The sequence below is a fragment of the Mesorhizobium sp. M4B.F.Ca.ET.017.02.2.1 genome, assembly GCF_003998955.1.
In the GTDB taxonomy this organism is placed as follows: Bacteria; Pseudomonadota; Alphaproteobacteria; order Rhizobiales; family Rhizobiaceae; genus Mesorhizobium; species Mesorhizobium abyssinicae.
In genome coordinates this window covers 19,789-36,078 of record NZ_RZOF01000020.1, presented here as the reverse complement: position 1 = coordinate 36,078, position 16,290 = coordinate 19,789, and the positions used below count along the sequence as shown (strand labels likewise).

Annotated in this window: 16 protein-coding genes; 9 read left to right on the top strand and 7 right to left on the bottom strand. The window is 62.1% G+C overall.

Going from position 1 to position 16,290, the window contains the following annotated elements:
* The coding region (locus EN738_RS04855; RefSeq protein WP_127282706.1) for a 3-oxoacyl-[acyl-carrier-protein] synthase III C-terminal domain-containing protein at positions 1-710 on the top strand (710 nt) is incomplete at its 5' end.
* A 71-nt stretch (positions 711-781) separates the two neighbouring features.
* Here EN738_RS04855 and EN738_RS04850 read toward each other — a convergent pair.
* The 4 genes from EN738_RS04850 to EN738_RS04835 all read right to left on the bottom strand — a co-directional run bounded on the left by EN738_RS04850 (position 782) and on the right by EN738_RS04835 (position 4,713).
* Positions 782-1,795 carry a zinc-binding alcohol dehydrogenase family protein gene (locus EN738_RS04850; RefSeq protein ID WP_127282705.1) on the bottom strand — a complete coding sequence of 338 codons (1,014 nt, stop codon included), beginning with the start codon at positions 1,793-1,795 and terminating at the stop codon, positions 782-784.
* Between the two features lie 72 nt (positions 1,796-1,867).
* Positions 1,868-2,782, bottom strand: coding sequence for a sugar ABC transporter substrate-binding protein (locus EN738_RS04845; RefSeq protein ID WP_127282704.1), 915 nt, complete (start codon positions 2,780-2,782; stop codon positions 1,868-1,870).
* 93 nt (positions 2,783-2,875) lie between these two features.
* Positions 2,876-3,664 carry an ATP-binding cassette domain-containing protein gene (locus EN738_RS04840; RefSeq protein WP_127282703.1) on the bottom strand — a complete coding sequence of 263 codons (789 nt, stop codon included), beginning with the start codon at positions 3,662-3,664 and terminating at the stop codon, positions 2,876-2,878.
* Complete coding sequence (locus EN738_RS04835) at positions 3,661-4,713, bottom strand: ABC transporter permease (RefSeq protein ID WP_245478074.1); 1,053 nt, start codon at positions 4,711-4,713, stop codon at positions 3,661-3,663. The genes EN738_RS04840 and EN738_RS04835 overlap by 4 nt, the downstream gene beginning before the upstream one ends.
* Positions 4,714-4,879: 166 nt before the next feature.
* On the opposite strand from EN738_RS04835, the gene EN738_RS04830 reads away from it, so the two are divergent.
* A complete protein-coding gene (locus EN738_RS04830; RefSeq protein WP_127282702.1) occupies positions 4,880-5,776 on the top strand; it encodes a GntR family transcriptional regulator in 897 nt (298 codons plus the stop codon).
* 62 nt (positions 5,777-5,838) lie between these two features.
* Here EN738_RS04830 and EN738_RS04825 read toward each other — a convergent pair whose 3' ends face one another.
* Positions 5,839-6,432, bottom strand: a complete 594-nt coding sequence (locus EN738_RS04825) for a DJ-1/PfpI family protein (protein ID WP_126056159.1) — start codon at positions 6,430-6,432, stop codon at positions 5,839-5,841.
* 144 nt (positions 6,433-6,576) lie between these two features.
* Complete coding sequence (locus EN738_RS04820) at positions 6,577-7,266, bottom strand: GntR family transcriptional regulator (protein WP_127282701.1); 690 nt, start codon at positions 7,264-7,266, stop codon at positions 6,577-6,579.
* A 140-nt stretch (positions 7,267-7,406) separates the two neighbouring features.
* Here EN738_RS04820 and EN738_RS04815 point away from each other — a divergent pair, with 140 nt between their 5' ends.
* The 3 genes from EN738_RS04815 (at position 7,407) to EN738_RS04805 (ending at position 10,970) form a co-directional block, all read left to right on the top strand.
* The gene (locus tag EN738_RS04815) at positions 7,407-8,636 is read left to right on the top strand and encodes an iron-containing alcohol dehydrogenase (RefSeq protein WP_127282700.1); all 1,230 of its coding nucleotides are present in this window, start codon (positions 7,407-7,409) and stop codon (positions 8,634-8,636) included.
* Between the two features lie 58 nt (positions 8,637-8,694).
* On the top strand, positions 8,695-10,143 hold the full coding sequence (locus tag EN738_RS04810; RefSeq protein WP_245494366.1) for an NAD-dependent succinate-semialdehyde dehydrogenase: 1,449 nt from the start codon (positions 8,695-8,697) through the stop codon (positions 10,141-10,143).
* A gap of 107 nt (positions 10,144-10,250) precedes the next feature.
* The gene (locus tag EN738_RS04805; protein WP_245494365.1) at positions 10,251-10,970 is read left to right on the top strand and encodes an alpha/beta hydrolase; all 720 of its coding nucleotides are present in this window, start codon (positions 10,251-10,253) and stop codon (positions 10,968-10,970) included.
* Here EN738_RS04805 and EN738_RS04800 read toward each other — a convergent pair.
* Complete coding sequence (locus tag EN738_RS04800) at positions 10,967-11,755, bottom strand: GntR family transcriptional regulator (RefSeq protein WP_245494364.1); 789 nt, start codon at positions 11,753-11,755, stop codon at positions 10,967-10,969. The genes EN738_RS04805 and EN738_RS04800 overlap by 4 nt on opposite strands.
* Before the next feature lie 228 nt (positions 11,756-11,983).
* On the opposite strand from EN738_RS04800, the gene EN738_RS04795 reads away from it, so the two are divergent.
* The 4 genes from EN738_RS04795 to EN738_RS04780 all read left to right on the top strand — a co-directional run bounded on the left by EN738_RS04795 (position 11,984) and on the right by EN738_RS04780 (position 16,289).
* Complete coding sequence (locus tag EN738_RS04795) at positions 11,984-13,114, top strand: mandelate racemase/muconate lactonizing enzyme family protein (protein ID WP_127282697.1); 1,131 nt, start codon at positions 11,984-11,986, stop codon at positions 13,112-13,114.
* Between the two features lie 68 nt (positions 13,115-13,182).
* Complete coding sequence (locus EN738_RS04790) at positions 13,183-14,445, top strand: extracellular solute-binding protein (protein ID WP_245494363.1); 1,263 nt, start codon at positions 13,183-13,185, stop codon at positions 14,443-14,445.
* A 157-nt stretch (positions 14,446-14,602) separates the two neighbouring features.
* The gene (locus EN738_RS04785) at positions 14,603-15,439 is read left to right on the top strand and encodes a sugar ABC transporter permease (RefSeq protein ID WP_245478072.1); all 837 of its coding nucleotides are present in this window, start codon (positions 14,603-14,605) and stop codon (positions 15,437-15,439) included.
* A 10-nt stretch (positions 15,440-15,449) separates the two neighbouring features.
* Positions 15,450-16,289, top strand: coding sequence for a carbohydrate ABC transporter permease (locus EN738_RS04780; protein ID WP_210214065.1), 840 nt, complete (start codon positions 15,450-15,452; stop codon positions 16,287-16,289).
* The last annotated feature ends 1 nt before the right edge of the window (position 16,290 follow it).

Sequence of the window (16,290 nt, the reverse complement as noted above, 5' to 3'; positions counted from 1 at the left end):
GCGCGCCGCTGGTCGCGCATCGGCTGGGGCTCGGCCGCGCCGGCGCGATCGACCTGACCGGCGCCTGCGCCGGCTTCATCTATGCGCTGATGTTCGCGGACGGATTTACGCGCCTGCACGGCAAAGCGAGCCTCGTCATCGCCGCCAACATCCTCAGCCGCCGCATCAATCCGGCCGAGCGCGCCAGCGCCGTGCTGTTTGCCGACGCCGCAGGCGCCGTGGTGATCGGTCCCTGCGAGGATCCGGATCGAGGCATTCTCGGTGCATCGGTTGATTCCGACGGCTCGCGCTACGGGCTGATCCAGATTCCCGCGGGCGGAAGCAACAAGCCCTTCCAGGCCGATCTCGACCTCGCTGAGACCCGGATGACCATCATCGACGGCCGCGAGGTGTTCGCCAAGGCGGTCGAGATGATGACGACCTGCTCGCGGGACGCGCTCGCTGTTGCCCGCATGCGGCCGCAGGACATCGATCGGTTCGTGCCGCATCAGGCCAACGCCCGCATTTTCGACGCGGTGGGGCGAAACCTCGGCATCGCCGATCAAGCGATCGTCAAGACGATCGTCGAATACGGCAACTCTTCCGCAGCAACGATCCCGCTGTCGCTGTCGTTGGCCCATCATGCGGAGCCGTTTCGGTCGGGCGAGAAAATCCTTCTGGCTGCGGCGGGTGCCGGCCTCAGCGGCGGCGCTCTCGTCGTCAGGATCTAGCCGGCGACCGCATGTGCTTGGCCGTGGCGGATCGGACTCCAGGGTCTGCGGAGGCGCCAGCATCGTTCTTTCTAGAAGGCGATGACGGCCTTTATGAGCCCCGACTTCTGATGCGTCCAACGAGCGATATCGTGCAGGCTGTTCTGAAGGGTCGTGTCGTGCGTTATCAGCTTGGCCGCAGGGATGGCGCCATCGCGCATTGCCGCCATGACGTGGTCGAAGTCGACGCGAAGCGCATTGCGGCTGCCGATCAACATCATCTCGCGTTTGTGGAATTCGGGATCCGAGAAAGTGATCTCGTCCTTAATGACGCTTACCATTACCAGGGCGCCGCCGTGGGCCACGTAGCCGAACGCGGCTTGTATCGAGACCTTGCTGCCGGTCGCATCGAAGACGAGGTCGAAAAAGTCGCCGTCGGTTCGCTCTCTCACCTGCTCGACAGGTGAGCCCGATGCACTGTCGATGACGGGAAACCCGAGTTGGCTTTCGGCGAAGTCGAGCCGTTCCCGGCTGGTGTCCATGAGCGTCACCGCTTGGCCGGCAATACGCGCAAACAATGCCGTACCCAGTCCGATAGGCCCGGCGCCGATGACCAGCGTCTTTGCGCCGGCAGCAAGCCTGGAGCGTCTCACCGCGTGAGCGCCGATCGCCAGGAACTCGACAGCTGCCGCGGCAACGAGCGGCAGTCCTGCGACCGGGTAGAGGTTGTCGGCAGGCACCAGCAATTCCTCACACATGCCGCCATCGCGATGAACGCCCAACACTTCGATCGATACGCAGCAATTCGGCTTGCCGTGACGGCACGCAATGCATTTGCCGCAGACAAGATAGGGATTTACGACGACCCGTTCGCCGACTTCGATGGCGACGCCTTCGCCTACTGCGGTCACGGTGCCAGAGAGTTCATGTCCCATGACACGTGGATAGACCAGGTAGGGATGCTTGCCCTCATAGATGTGGTAGTCGGTGCCACAGATGCCGACATGGCTGATGCTGACCAGCGCCCATCCGGCGCCCGGCGGGCCGGGCGCCGGGCGATCCTCGAAGACCAATTCGCCGGGCTTGCGGCATACGAGCGCTTTCATGCGAATTATCTTCCTGAGATGTTTCAAAAAGAACCCGGCGGCTGAGATCGCCGCCGGGCCAAGGTGTGGAGCCTATTCGAAGTCTTTGACGTTCTGCAGCGTCACCAGTCCTGCACCGGTATCCACATTGGCTTCGACGGGTTCCCCGCGGATCGCCTTGACGACGGTATCGATGCCAAGCTCGCCCATTTTTGCCGGAAATTGCGCCACGCTGGCATCTTCCGCGCCGGACTTGATCGCTTCGATCTCACCGCAGCAGGCGTCGAAACCGACCAGGATGATCTTGTCGTTGCCGATCCCCGCATTGCTGATCGACTTGACGGCTCCCGGGATTGGCGGTCCGCATGCCGCGTAGATCGCCTTGAGATCGGGATTGGCGGTCAGGATGTCTTCGGTCACCGACGTGCCAAGTTCGAGCGTGCAGTTGGTTGCGCCCTTGCCGACCACCTCGACCTTGACGTCGCCGAGGCCCTCCATCATGCCGGTGACCCGGTCGTCCAGCGCCGGCACTCCGGGAACGCCTTGCAGGATGCCGATCTTGTCGCCGCTCTTGAGCACGGTCTTCAGGTACTCACCGGCAATCTTGCCGCCGTTCAGGTTGTTGGTCGAAACCAACGCGGTCTGGCCCTTCCAGTCCGGGATTCCGTTGTCGACGAGAACCACCTTGATGCCGGCAGCGACCGCCTTGTCGAGCGTCGGCGCGACGGTCGGATCGACCGGAGTGATCGCCAGCCCCTTGACCCCTTGCGTGATCATGGATTCGATCAGGGCAATCTGGCCCTCGATGTCGGTTGCCGCCTGGCCCTGGCCGGTGACCAACTGGACTTCAGGATGAGCGGCGGCGTATTTCTTGGCCGCGTCCTCCATGGTCGAGTAGAACGGCACCGGGAATTTCGTAATCAGGCCGACCTTGATCTTGTCGGCGGCCGAAGCCGGCATCGCGCACGCAACGGCGATCGCCAGCCCAGCGAACAGTTTTCGGTTCATTGGCATTCCATTCCTCCCTTGGATTGAGGCGTCTTCCGGCGGAAGTCGCTTCAGGCATTTGCGGACCGCAACAGTCCCCAAATCTCGGACGGATCAGGCTCCCACGATCATGGAGACCAGTTCCTGCTTGTTGTCCTTGGTCGGCACCAGTTCGCCGACCTTGCGGCCCTGGCGAAGCACCACGGCGCGATCGGCAAGCTCGACGACATGCTCCATATTGTGGGTGATCAGAATGACGGCGTTGCCCTGGTCGCGCAGCGTCGCGACCAGGTTGAGCACTTGCCGCGATTCACGCAGGCCAAGTGCAGCGGTCGGCTCGTCCAGGATCACGACCTTGCGGGCAAACACGGTCGACCGGGCCACCGCAATGGCTTGCCTTTGTCCACCCGACATCATGGCAACGACGGCGTCCAGCCTTGGCAACGTGACTTTCAAATTGGCGAGCAGAACGCGCGTTTCGGCATCCATCCGGCGCTGTTGAAGAAATCGCATGCCGCGAGGAAGCCATTGCGGCCCCGCCAGTTCGCGACCGGCAAAGAAGTTCTGTCCCGGCGTCAGATTGTCGAACAGCGCCAGGTCCTGGTAGACAGTCTCGATGCCGGCGAAGCGCGCATCCGCAGGGGAGCGTATCTGCGTTGGCGCACCGTCCAGGAGGATCGCGCCGGCATCGAGTTGGTGCACCCCGCTGATGCATTTGGTCAGCGTCGACTTGCCAGCGCCGTTGTCGCCCAGAAGCCCCAAGATCTCGCCGCGCCGGACCTCGATGCTGACGTCGTCCAGCGCCACAACCGAGCCGAAACGCTTGGTCGCGCCGCGTACCGCAAGCACGGGATATTCAGCGGCGGTGGCTGCATGATCGACGCCTGCTGGAACGGCACTCACGACTGCCTCCCGGCCTGCATGACACGCACGCGCCCTTCGAGATAGTTGCGCAAGACGTCGGACTCGACCGCTATGACGATGACCACGCCAATGACGATGAGTTGGAAGAAGACATTGACGTTGAGCAGGTTGAGCGCGTTGCGGATGACGCCGATCATGATGGCGCCGATCAAGGCATGGCCAAGATGGCCGCGACCGCCGAGAAAACTGGCACCGCCGATGATGACCGCCGCGATCGTATCCAGTTCCAGCAGATTGCCGAACAAGGGCGAACCGGCGTCGGTGCGGCCGGCAAGGATGACCGCCCCGATTCCGGCGCACAGCCCCGAGATCACATAGACCGAAACCAGCACCCAGGACACGGGAATGCCCATGCGCAGGGCAGCGTCGGGCCGGCCGCCGACGGCATAGATCCAGCGTCCCCAGACCATCGTCTTGGCCATTGCGAAAAGAACTGCGGCAACGCCGGCGACCACAAAGACCGATCCAGGCAGACCCCAGACCGCCTCGCGGCCAAGCGCATCGATGGCATCCGGCATGCCAGGGATGGCGCGCCCGTCAGCCAGTTGCAGCGCCAGCCCCTTGGCGATGCTCAATGTCGCCAGGGTGATGATGAACGGATGCGGCAGCCGGCCGAACACGTAGAAGAGCCCGTTGATGGCGCCGACCGCCGCACCGCAGGCGACCATCACCGCGATCACTAGGAAGGCGGGGGCGCCGGCATGGAAACTGAGCGCGCCGACGACTGAAGCCAGTGCAACGTTCGAGCCGACCGAGAGATCGATCCCACGCGTCAGGATGACCAGATGCTGGCCCATCGCCACAACCGAGATGACGGCGGTCTGGGCGAGGATGTTGCTGAGGTTGCGCCCCGTCAGAAAATAGGGCGACAGAAAACTGAGAACGACAATCAGCAACGCCAGGATGACGACCGGACCGGCGCTCAGCAGGGCCAAGCCCAGAGCAAGGCCAGGAACGGCTTCTTGCTTCTTGGGTGCTCGCACTGCGGCCTCGCCGACAGAGGTGCCGGTGTTTCCCGCTTCAGGCAAAGTTCCCTCCCCGCCGCGGCTTGTGTGAGCCTCGTCGTCAAAAGCTTATGTTGTATTTTTAGCTTCCTCTTATCGATAAAAAACAACCAGTATCACTTGGTCAAGTTGTTTTTTATGGATAAAGTTCATGCTAGAAAGGACAAGGTGTTGCTCTGAGGTAGATCCGATGCGAACCGACACTGTTTACAAGAAGGCTTTCAACCGCGCCGCCAGTATGCTGCGCGACGGACAATTGACCGGCGACCTCCCTTCCGAAAATGAACTCAGAAGGCAAATGGGAGTGAGCCGCACGACTGTCCGAAAGGTCCTGGGAGAACTTGCCCACCGCGAACTTATTGCCGAGCGCAGCGGCGTCAGGACGGCAGGCCGACCGGTCGAGGATAGCGACTACTATCCCGACGCCGAAACCACATCACGGGCCAAGCACGTCGAGCAGCAATTCATGGAGTGGATGCTGCGCGGTGACACCAGACCCGGCACCAGCATCAACGAGCTCGAGCTGGCGCGGCAGTTCGGTGTCGCAACCAACGGAATCCGCGAGTTCCTGATCCGCTTCAGCCGGTTTGGGCTGCTCGAAAAAAGGCCGAACACGGGTTGGCTTTTCAAGGGCTTTACTGAAGATTTCGCACTTGAGCTGTTCGAGATCCGCGTCATGTTCGAGCTGCGCTCGGCGCATCTGTTTTCCCGACAGCCCGACACTTCCCCGTTGTGGGAGAAGCTGGCCGTGCTCAAGATTGCGCATACCGAACTGCTGAAGCGGATTGAAAGCCGATTCCACGACTTTTCCGGCCTCGACAACCGGTTTCACCGGCTCATAAACGAGGCTTCGCCGAACCGCTTCATCGACGATTTCTACGATATCATCAGCTTCATTTTCCACTACCACTATCAGTGGAACAAGCATGACGAAAAACAGCGCAACCAGGCGGCGATCCTGGAGCATCTCGCCTATATCGATGCGCTCGAAAGCCGCGATCCCGAACGCATCGAGCGAGCCTGCCGAGCGCATCTTGGCTCGGCGAGAGAAACGCTGATGCGTTCGCTGATCGTATTTGACGAATGATAGGAACGAGCCGCTTTTGAAGGGAACCGGCGCATCATTGCGGGATGCGTCGGAACCAACGCTTACGCGTGGCGTATTTCCGTTCCCAGCACCTTCAGGCATTCACGGATGAACGCCGCAAGCGCGGTCCAGCCCTTGGCCGAAACCATCGTCCCATCCACATAGGCATCGGTGGGAGACAGATCGATATAGGTGCCGCCTGCCAGCGTCACCTCCGGCTCGCAAGCCGCGAGCGCGCCGACCTTCTTGCCGCGGACGACGCCGTCGACCGCTATCAGGATCTGCACGCCATGGCAGATCGTAAATATCGGTTTGTTCGCCTCGTGGAAGTGGCGCACCATCGCCTGCACGCGCTTGTCGGTGCGGATATATTCCGGTCCGCGCCCGCCGGCGCAGTAGACGGCGTCGTATTGGCTCAGTTGCTTCTCGGCGTCGGAAAAGGTCTTGTTGATCAGCGCATTGTGACCGGGCTTTTCGGTATAGGTCTGATCGCCCTCAAAATCGTGCAGCGATGTCTTGATCAGATCGCCGGCTTTCTTGTCCGGGCAGACGACATGAACAGTATGGCCGACGGCCTCCATCGCCTGCTGGTAGACGAAGATTTCATATTCCTCGGTGAATTCGCCCGTCAGCATCAGTATCTTTTTTCCTGGCATGGTCTTCCTCTCGGTTTGTGGGAAGGCGAGGTGCATTTGGCGCCTCGCCAGACAGGGATCGAAATCGGAGCAGAGCGGTTAAGTCGGGGAATAGTTTTCCTTGGCGTTGGCTGGGCGATCGGCGGCGCGTCGAGCTTGACGGTCCTACTCGAACGCAGGCAGGAGCCGGTCCCGCGAATTCTCGATGTGCACACGCATGGCTTTTTCGGCGGCGTCCGGATCGCCCGCGGAGAAGGCGGCGAGAATGGCCTCATGCTCGTCGAGGGCCTCTTCGGTCACGCGTGAGTGATACATCAAGCGGAAGATGTGGAAGTGGGTATGCTGGTGATTGAGCGTCTCGCGAATGAGCTCGTTCTGGGCGAACTCGACGATCTTGTCGTGAAAGATCGCATCCTGACGGGCGAAGTTCGAATAACGCAGGCGTTCGTCTTTCCCCTCCCGCCGGGCCATGACGCCAGCCGCTTCCTGCAGCACGGTCAGGCGCTCGTCGTCCAGTGTTGCAGTGGCTTTGGCCGCGGCGGCGGGCTCAAGTAGAAGGCGCAACTCGTAAAGCTCGTCAAAGCGGCGGCGGGTGATTTGCGGGGCGGCCCGATAGCCGATCAGGTGGGTCTTCAGCACCAGGCCCTCGCCCTCCAACCTGCCAAGCGCTTCGCGAATGGGGGTATGCGAGACGTTGAATTCCTTCACGAGATTGTCGACGGTGATGCGCGATCCTGGAGCAATCCTGAGCGACATCAGCTGCGCGAAGATTGCCTCGTAAACGTCGCCGGCCAGGCTGTTGGCGCGCTGGATACGGGCTGTCGAAGGAGCTTCCGTCAGGTCCGCGTTCTGCATTGTTTACCCTCTTGACAGGAGCACTCACTAGCACGATGGTTCGGGCAATTCAATCCTATATCCTATACGATTTAATAGAGGATAATTTGGGAAATGACCCAGACGTCGAGGCCGGCCCCTGGAACTGAAGGATGCCGTCCATGACCTTGTTCGCAGCCGCGCGCCTGCCGCGCGAGATCCTGTTCGGCAAAGGCCAGCGGCATGTGCTGCCTGCTGTTGCCGCCAAATTTGGGCGGCGCGCGTTCGTCTGCACCGACGAGCGTTTCGCGGCGACTTCGCAGTTCGCCGAAATTCTTGCCGGCCTGCACAATGGGGCGATAGAGACGCTGGTCTACGACCGAACGCTGCCGGATGTGCCCCGCGACAGCGTCGCCGCCTGCATTGCGCAGGCGGTGGATTTCAAGCCGGACATGGTGATCGGGATCGGCGGCGGCAGCTGCCTCGACATGGCCAAATGCGCAGCACTTCTGCTCAGCCATGGTGGCAGGCCCCAGGACTACTACGGGGAGTTCAAGGTGCCAGGCCCTACCCTTCCCGTGATCGCTGTGCCAACTACGGCCGGGACAGGCTCCGAGGTGACCCCCGTCGCCGTGATTTCCGATCCGGATCGGACGCTGAAAGTGGGTATCTCGAGTCCCCACCTCATCGCCGCGGTGGCGCTTTGCGATCCGGAACTGACGTCGACATGCCCCCCTTCCCTGACGGCGATCGCCGGCGCCGACGCGTTGACGCACGCAATCGAGGCCTTCACCGCGGCCAGACGCGGCGACGATCCCCGTCTGCCGCAGCAGCATGTCTTTGTCGGCAAAAGCGCTCTGACCGATCATTTCGCGCTTCTGGCCATCAGGCTGCTCGGTCGCAGCCTCGAAACGGCATATCGCGACGGATCGGACGGGAATGCGCGCGCCGACGTCATGATGGGAGCGCTGGCCGCCGGTTGCGCCTTCGGTACCGCCGGAACGGCCGCCGCTCACGCGGTGCAGTATCCGGTCGGCGCAGTTACACATACTGCGCATGGTCTGGGCGTCGCCACCATGCTGCCATATGTGATGAGCTACAACCTTCCCGCCGCGGCCGCAGAGATTGCCGAAGTTGGCGCCGCTCTCGGCCTTTCCCGTCAGAGCGGCGACGGCGCCGATGCATCGGCGCACGCCACCATCCGCGAGGTGAGCCGGCTGTTTTGCGCTATCGGCATCCCACCGAACTTGGCCAAGCTTGGCCTTCCCGAGGACAGGATCGACTGGACGGCCGAGCAGGCGCTCGGCATCGACCGGCTGATCAAGAACAATCCGCGTCCGTTCGACCTCGCCGCGATGCGACGGCTGGTCAGGGCTGCGTATGATGGCGACATGTCCGCCGCCATGATGTGATCGATCAGGAGCTCACCCCATGAATATCGCCGCAGGCATATCCGACGAGGATCAAGATATGTTCGACTACGCCACGGTCTCGCACGGTCTCTACATTGGCGGACGCTGGCAGCCCTCGTCGGAGGGCCGCGTGATCGAAGTGGTCGATCCATCAACCGAAGCCGTGATCGCGGTGGTTCCCGATGCCACGCTTGCCGACGCGGCCGCAGCCGTCAACGCGGCCTCGAAGGCAGCGGCCGGCTGGCGCGAGACCTCGCCACGCAGGCGTTCGGAAATCCTGCGGCGCTGCTTCGAACTGATGACCGAACGGGCGGAGATACTGGCTGCGCTGATCTCGCTGGAGAACGGCAAGGCGCTGCGTGACGCGCGCAGCGAGGTCGCCTACGCCGCCGAGTTCTTTCGCTGGAATGCCGAGGAGGCGGTCCGCATCAGCGGCGAGTTCGGCCTTGCGCCCTCGGGCGCCAACCGCATCATTGTCGACTACCAGCCCATCGGCATTTGCGTGCTCATCACGCCATGGAATTTTCCCGCCGCCATGGCGACGCGCAAGATTGCGCCGGCGCTCGCGGCCGGCTGCACAGTGATTTTGAAGCCCGCTAGCGAGACGCCGCTGACGGCCTATGCGCTGGCAGCGCTCTACGAGGAGGCTGGCGTGCCGCCCGGCGTCGTAAACGTGCTGACGACCTCGACGCCCGGACCGGTGACGGCGGCCATGCTGGCCGATCCGCGCGTGCGGAAATTGTCATTCACCGGCTCGACCGGTGTCGGCCGGGTGCTCCTGGCCGAAGCCGCCAAGCACGTCATCTCCTGTTCGATGGAACTTGGCGGCAATGCACCGTTCATCGTCTTCGACGACGCCGACCTAGAAGCAGCGCTCGACGGTGCGATGGTTGCCAAGATGCGCAATGCCGGCGAGGCCTGCACCGCCGCCAATCGGCTTTACGTGCAGGCCGGCATTCATGACGCCTTCGCCGATGGGCTGCGCAAACGCATGGCTGCCCTCAATGTAGGTGCTGGCACACACCCGGAAACCGAGTGCGGCCCGATGATCACCAGCAAGGCCGCGGACAAGATCGATCGTCTCGTCCAGGACGCGGTCGCCCGCGGCGCCAAGGTTCTGTGCGGCGGAGCGATCGCCGAAGGCAAGGGCTACTTCTACCCGCCGACGGTGCTTCGCGACGTTCCCGCTGATGCCGCCATGATCCATGAGGAAATATTCGGCCCCGTGGCTCCGATCATGCGCTTCGACAGCGAGGCGGACGCCCTTGCGAGGGCCAACGACACCGAATACGGTCTCGCGGCCTATGTCTACACGCGCGACCTGGCCAAGGGCATGCGCGTGGCATCGAAGATCGAGTCGGGCATGATCGCCCTGAACCGCGGCCTGATGTCGGATCCGGCGGCGCCCTTTGGCGGCGTCAAGCAGAGCGGACTGGGCCGCGAAGGCGGTCAAAAGCACGGCGTTGCCGAGTTCATGGAGGCGAAGTACATCGCCGTGACCCTGTGAGCGGAAACGCCAAAGATCCGTTTCGCATTCGCGATCATGTGGTCGAGTTCGACGACATCGTCGCCGAGATCGTGCGCAGAAGCGAGGACACCAGGGCGAACGTGCCAATGGTCGATGTCGCCTACGGAGATGACGCCACCGAGACCATCGACCTGTACTTTCCCGAGGGCAAACGCGACCGCCTGCCGGTGCATATGTTCATCCACGGCGGCTATTGGCGCATGTTCTCCAAGCGTGATTATTCTTATGTCGCCGAGACCGTCACGAACGCCGGTGCGATCGCAGTCATCGTCGACTATGCGCTGATGCCGGCAGTCAGGATGGCAAAAATCGTCGACCAGGTGCGCCGCGCCAAGCGATGGGTGCTTGACCATATCGCGGACCATGGCGGCGATCCCGACCTGCTGACGGTCAGCGGTCATTCCGCCGGCGCGCATCTGGCGACGATGCTTTTCGACGGCGACAGCCGGCCGTCCGGCATCAAAGCTGCGCTGCTGCTCGGCGGCCTTTACGACCTGAAGCCGTTGCAGATGTCATTCCTTGCCGCCGAGATCGCGATCACCGACGAAGAAGCCCGCCGGTTCTCGCCGATCAACCACAGCTTCGATCCATCCGTGGCCGTAGGGATCTCGGTCGGCGCCGATGAGACGCCGCCCTTCCACAGCCAGACCGCGATGTTCACGAGCCACCTGGAAACGCAAGGGCTGGCTGTCTCGCGCACGACCCTTGCGGCGGCCAATCACATGAGCAGCGTCCGCGACCTTGGCGTGGCGGGCACCGAAGCCGCGTCACTGTTGGCCCGCCTCGTGGGATCTCAGTCAGCCTAGTAGCCGTAGTAGAGCCCAAGACCGCGCTGCAGGGCGGAGGCCAGATGCGCCTGCATTGCCGCCGCAGCTGCCTCCGGGTCGCGTGCCTTGCATGCCAGGATGACCTGCATGTGCTCGCGCAGGGATTGCAGCACGAGAGGCACGGTGACCTTTCTGTCCAGCCGGATCAGCCGGACGTAGTTGTGAAGCCGCTTGTAGGAACTGTCGATCAATGGATTGTTCAGGCTGGCAATGATGGAGTGATGCAGCAAGGTCTCGAGTTGCTCGAGGTCGGCCCTGACCAGGTCGGTGAGCCCACCGCGCTCGATCTCCTCGATGACCGCCAAATGACGTCTTTCCAGTTCCGCCAGGTCCGCCTCGTCCGCGGTCTGCGCGTAAACCCCTGTCGCCGCACGCTCCAGAATGCTGCGAAACTGGTAGGTCGACCTGGTCAGTTCGAACCCGGGCTTGACGAACTGGATGCCCGAGCGCGAATGGATGATGACGATCCCCTCCGCCTCGAGCAGCTTGAGCGCATCGCGCAGCGGCGCAACCGGGATTTGCAGCATTTCGACAAGATCGCCTTGCGACAGAAAGGCCCCCGCGGGGATCTTCCGCTCGAACAGCGTCTCAAGAATGCGCGTGTAGGCACGATCGCCAAGGCGTTGGCCGGCTGCCGCTCCGGCGGCCCCATCGGACTGATCGTCGTGCTGCGCCACTTTTGACCTCGCCTCTGAAATATCTAAGCATGATTCTGAAACATTACTGGCCGTGCCATCGTAAAGTATCGCATTGCCGGTTATCAATGCACCTTTGCAGGATACGGCTGACCGGGGTCTTGCGTTGAGCGCAACCGGTATCCCGGGCTGCCTGGAGGTCGTCGGGCGCCAACGAGCCTGGGCCGCCAACCCGTTGACGAAGCGTAGCCTGCTGCATTTGCGTGCTTGCCTGCCCGACAGTTTTGCGCCTGGCCGCTTGCCTCTTGTCCAAAACTGAAATATCTAAAGCGCATCCTGAGATATCAGAGAGCCAGTATGCGCATCGCCGAGTACCGCATTTCCCGCTATCAATTCGCTCGTGACCGGACCATCGGTGACAGTCAGGTCCGCATCGATACGGCGCACGTGGCCGCGCTTGAGCTCGTTGCCGAGAATGGCCTGGTCGGCCTGGGCTTTATCCAGAGCTTGTTTCACCCGCTACCAGACCAGGCGGAGATCGTACGGGTTTTTGAAGAGGAGGCCTGGCCCGATCTCGCAGGGCAATCGCCTTTGGCGCTCGTGCATCGAGTCCAGCGGCCGCGCGGCGGAAACAGGCGCGCCTTCGGCTTGCCTTTCGAGGAAGCCCTCCAGGTTGCTTTGTGGGATCTGAGTGCGAAGCTGGTCGGCCTGCCGTTGCACGAGTTCCTGGGGAGCCGGCGCAAACGCGTGAAAGCCTACGCATCCGGTCTCGATTTCCACCTCAGCGACGATGAATTCCAGGCGTTCTTTGCCCATGCCGAGGCGCTTGGTTATCGCGCGTTCAAGATCAAGGTGGGGCATCCCGATTTCGGCCGGGATTTGTCCCGGCTGGAGCTGTTGAGAAAGACGGTGCGGCCCGGCTCGTCGATCATGATTGATGCAAACGAGGCTTGGGGGGCCAAGGAGGCATCGGTAAAACTGCAGAAAATTCATAGCCTTGGCTTTGATCTGCTTTGGGTCGAGGACCCTATCCTGCGCCACGACTTCGACGGACTTCGCAACCTCAAGGCGGCAACGCCGTGGACCATGATCAATTCAGGCGAATACCTTGATGCGGCCGGCAAGCGGCTGTTGATGCAGGCCGGCGCTACCGACATGCTGAATGTCCATGGGCAGGTGACGGACGTGATGCGCATCGGCTGGCTGGCAGCCGAACTCGGCGTCCCGGTGACGCTTGGCAATACGTTTCTCGAAATCGGCGTACACATGGCCTGTGCGCTGCCCGAAGTCGAGTGGCTCGAATACTCGTTCCAGAACTTCGATCACCTGGTCGAGCAAACAATCGAAATTCATGACGGCTGGATTCATGCGCCCGATCGATCGGGCCATGGGCTGGTCTTGTCGGAGACCGGGCGGCTGGATTGGACGCGCCCCGAAATCCTGTCGCGCGAAGACCTTGGTGATGCGCCCATCAACCCCGCGGGTTGACGGGGTCCCAAACTCGCAGCGAGCGCTGGATGAAGCGAAGGCCTGGTAGATAAAAAGGGAGGAATGACGTGCAGAAGCTGAAGATATTGACCGCAATTGCGACCATGGTGGTGGCGTCGCCGGCGCTGGCCCAGGAGATCACCGTCTGGGACGTCAACGTGGACGATGCCGCCCACGCGACATACTACGATCACGCGAAGGCTGCATTCGAGGCCGCGCACCCGGGAGCAACTCTCAACCTCCTGTCTCAACCGGACGCCGAGTACTACACGCTGCTGGGCACGGCGCTCGCTTCGAAGGCCGGCCCCGACGTCATCTGGGCCAATGGCGGCGCCCAGGCCAAGGCCCTGGTCGGCGGGCTAATCCCGCTCGACGACAAGCTGCCCGACCTGATCCCGAAGCTCGTTGGAAAGTCCGCGTTCACCGGACCTGACGGCAAGCTGTACTTCATCCCGACGACGCTGCAGGGTCACGTCGTCTACTACAACAAGGCGCTTTACAAGGCCGCAGGGCTCGATCCGGAGAAGCCGCCGACGAGTTGGGCCGAACTGACCAAGGTCTGCGACGCCTTCAAGGCGCAGGGTAAACCCGCCTGCTTCATGATGGCCAACAAGGAAGGCTACAACGCCGAGTTCTTCCTTTCGGAAGCCGCGAACCAGTCGCTGACCACGCAGCAACAGGCCGATTGGCTGGCAGGCAAGCTCCATTGGTCGGATCCGCCGATCAAGGCGATCCTGCAGGCCTGGGTCAATACCGCCAAGAATGGCTGGTACCAGGAGGGCGGCAACTCGCAGACCATGTTCATGGATGAGTTTGCCCTCTTCGAGCAAGGTGTCGGAGCCAACGTGATGGGTCTGCTCTCCAACGTCGCGCATTGGAAGCAGTTCGAAACCAACATGGGCGTCGAAAAGGTCGGGGTCTATCCCATGCCCTCGCCGACCGTTGCTGCCGATCAGCATGAAGGTGCCCCCGGCGTTCCGCTCGACGGCGGCGTTGGCTACGGCGTGAACAAGGACTCCGCGAACATCGATCTCGCCGTCGACGCGGTGCGAATCCTCGCCTCGCCGGAAGTCCTGTCATACCTGGTCAACGACACCGGCTCGGTGCCAGCAAACACCGAAGTCAATACATCCGGCATTGACAGCCCTGGCCTCAAGCAGATCATGGGCTGGCTTGCGACCAGAGCCGTTCCGACCACACATGCCAATTCTTCAGCGGCCGAGCTCGATGAATGGCACCACCAGAGCCAGCTCCTGTTCAACGGTGAAGCCACCGTGGACCAGGCAGCGGCGGCGCTGGACAAGGTCCAGGCTGAAGCCAAGCCGCAATAGCAATCTTCTCCACGCAGACAGTGGGGGCGCGACGACGCGCCCCCGTCCCCGCATCAGTGACGTGCCCATGACCGCCAATTCGTTACACCAGACAGGCCAAGCCGCGCGGACCCGTACCCGCCCAGGCCGGAGCCGCCGGGCAGAGGCGCGCGTTGCGGTGCTGTTCCTGCTTCCAGCCATCCTGCTTGTCCTGGTGTTTCGCATCTTTCCGCTGTTTTGGGGGTTTGGCATCTCCCTGACCAGCGCGACGTCGACCGACCCGGGCCAGTTCATCGGCGCCGGCAATTATCTGCGCGCACTGGACGACCCGAATTTCCGCTCCGCCATGGCCAACGCCGTCGTGGTGCTGCTTTCGGTGCCGATCTTTGTGACCATCCCGATGCTGCTGGCCATCCTGATCCACCAGGGCGTGCCGGGGCGCACGTTTTTCCGCTCCGTCTATTTCTTTCCCGCCATTCTTTCGAGCGTCATCATCGGTTCTATTTTCAGCGTGGTGCTGAGCTTCAATGGCAATCTGAACGCGTTGCTGAGCATAGCGGGGATCAGCGGTGTGGACTGGCTGGGGCACTCGGCGACCGCACTTCCGGTGACGCTGGCGATCCAATGCTGGTCGACCTTCGGCATGGGTGTGCTGATCTTCCTTGCCGGGCTGTCGACCGTCTCCAAGGAAATGGTCGAAGCGGCACGTCTCGACGGCGCCAAGATGTGGCAGATCTGGTGGCATGTCATCATCCCGGAGCTTCGCCCGATCATCGAGTTCTCGACGGTGATCACGACCATCGGCCTGCTGACTTCGATGTTCGGCCTGATCTACGTGCTGACCGGCGGCGGACCCGGCACGGCGACGACGGTGCCCGAATATCTGATCTGGGCCGCACAGGGAAAGCTCAACCGGCCCGCCTACGCCGCGGCTGTCTCGATGGTCCTGTTTTTCATGACGAGCATTCTCGCATGGCTGCAGATTCGCATCTTGTCGCGCAACGCGAACATCTGAAGGAGAGGTCGTGTCAGGAGCAGGAAAACGACAGCGGCTGACCCTCAGGATCGCGGCGATCCCGATGGGGTTGCTGGCCTTGAGCTGCCTCTACCCGATCTTTTTCGCGGTCAACAACGCACTCAAGACACGTCACGATTACATGCTCGACCGCTTCGGGCTCGCCATGCAGCCCACGCTCGACAACTTCGTGCAGGCCTGGACCCGCGCGCACCTCGATGAGTACTTCCTCAATTCCGTGATTGCGACGCTCGGGGCGGTCATCCTGTTGATGGTCGTGTCTTCCATGGCCGGCTTCGCCCTCGCGTCGCTGCGCTTTCCCTATCGGCGCTTCCTGTTCGCGGTCATCCTGTCGTCGCTGATGATCCCCGTGCAGGTCGTGCTGGTGCCCTTCATGCGCACGATGCTTGCCCTCAACCTGGTCAACACGCACATCGGGCTCATCCTGTCCTACACCGCATTTTTCCTGCCTTTCTCGGTCTACATGATGACGGCGTTCTACTCCGGGCTGCCGCGCGAGCTGATCGAAGCGGCGCGGATCGACGGGGCCTCGCTGCTGCAGGTCTGGTGGCACGTGATGCTGCCCCTGGGAACGCCGGCATTGGTGACGCTTGCCATCCTCAACACGCTGAGCTGCTGGAACGACATTCTGATCTCCCTGCTGGTCATGCAGAAGCACCGCACCCTCATGGTGGGGATTTCCGCGCTCAAGGGCCAGTACTCGGACCAGATACCCCTGTTTTTTTTTACCGCTGGCATCGTCATCGCGGCGGCGCCGATCGTTGTTCTTTACATCCTGTTCCAGCGACGAATTGTTTCGGGCATCGCCGTGGGCGCAGTGAAAGGTTAGC